This is a genomic window from Streptomyces sp. NPDC093984, assembly GCF_044764595.1.
Lineage (GTDB): Bacteria > Actinomycetota > Actinomycetes > Streptomycetales > Streptomycetaceae > Streptomyces > Streptomyces cynarae.
This window is the reverse complement of the sequence record NZ_JBIWIM010000051.1, coordinates 1-1,662: the sequence shown is the minus strand read 5'-3', so window position 1 is coordinate 1,662 and position 1,662 is coordinate 1. Positions and strand designations below refer to the sequence as shown.

The 1,662-nt window shown below is 69.8% G+C and carries 1 protein-coding gene; it reads left to right on the top strand.

Annotated features, from left to right (window positions below):
• The first annotated feature begins 391 nt into the window (after positions 1 to 391).
• Positions 392 to 1,627, top strand: coding sequence for an IS110 family transposase (locus ACIRC0_RS39670; RefSeq protein ID WP_403627008.1), 1,236 nt, complete (start codon positions 392 to 394; stop codon positions 1,625 to 1,627).
• Positions 1,628 to 1,662: the final 35 nt, after the last annotated feature.

Sequence of the window (1,662 nt, the reverse complement as noted above, 5' to 3'; positions counted from 1 at the left end):
ATCTAATGGGCGGTGAAGGGCGGGGCACCGCACCTCGTCCGGTCCGATCGTGCTGCACCATCCAGCAGGGCGGCACGGAAAGACGTGGGGCGGGTGACGGCACACCCATTTCAGGATCAGGCCCGAGCCTTCGAACGAGACCGGTGGCCTGTCAATCCCGCCCCACAGGCCACTCTGCTGCCCGAGGATGGTCCGTGGTCCGAGCCGCCGCCGGGAGACACCTCTCACTCCGACGCGAGCCGTGAGCTCCGTCCCAGACCGAGGACCCCGGCGGTCGCTGGGGTCACGAACGGCCAATGGGATGCCGGGCCTTGAGCCCTTCCATTAGAGCGCCCGCGTGCCCTGCACCGGCCCTGGCCAGCCATCACGCGCGACCGATGAAGGAGGCACATTGTTCTGCGGCATCGACTGGGCGGAAGACCACCACGACATCGCCCTGGTGACCGACCACGGCAGCCTGGCAGCCAAGCTCCGCATCACCGACGACGTCGAGGGCCTCAACCAGCTTCTGGCCCTGCTCGCCGAACACGGCGACACCCCCGAAGAACCGATCCCGGTCGCGATCGAGACTTCGCGCGGCCTGCTGGTCTCCTGCCTGCGCGCCACCGGCCGCCCCGTCTATGCCATCAACCCGATGGCCGTGGCCCGCTACCGCGAGCGGCACTCGGTCGCTCGCAAGAAGTCCGACCACCTCGACGCGATGACCCTGGCCAACATCTTGCGCACCGACATGGCCGCCCACCGGCCACTGCCTGCCGACTCCGATCTGGCCCGCGCCGTCGCGGTACTCGCCCGCGCCCAGCAGGACGCCGTCTGGGACCGCGTTCAGGCCGCCAACAAGCTGCGCTCCCACCTGCGCGAGTACTATCCCGCCCTCCTCGCCGCGTTCGCCGGCACCCGCGAGGGCATCTGCGCACCCGCAGCCCGAGCACTGCTGGCCGCCGCCCCCACTCCCGCACAAGCCGCGCGCCTGACCGCTGCCCAGCTGCGAAGCCTGCTCAAAAGGGCCGGCCGGACCCGCGGCATCAATGCCGAGGCTCAGCGTCTCAAGGCGATCCTCCGGGCCGACTACCTGCACCAGCCGCCGCTGGTCGAAGACGCGATGGGGCGCCAGGCACTCGCCCTGCTGCGGCAGCTCGACGCCGCCTGCGCCTCCTGCGCCGACCTGGAAACCGCAGCGGTCGACAGCCTCGACCAGCACCCCGACGCCGAGATCCTCACCAGCTTTCCCGGTCTCGGGAAGCTGACCGCAGCCCGCGTACTCGGAGAGATCGGCGACGACCGGTCCCGCTTCGCTGACGCCCGCGCGCTCAAGGCATACGCCGGAAGCGCCCCGGTCACCCGCGCCTCCGGGAAGTCCACGTTCGTCATACACCGCCGCGTCAAGAACCAGCGCCTGGCGGCTGCCGGCTACTCATGGGCCTTCTCCGCCCTGACCGCCTCACCGGGCGCTCGCATCCACTACGACCGGCGACGCGAAGCCGGAGACCGCCACATCGCAGCCCAGCGCAACCTCTTCAACCGGCTGATCGGATGCCTTCACCATTGCCTGGCGACCCGACAGCTATATAGCGAGGCAATAGCCTTCCCGAACCCGACAACCGTCCCTGACAGCCAGGCCGCTTGACACCAACGGCGCATGGGATGTCTCGTTCGCCCGCC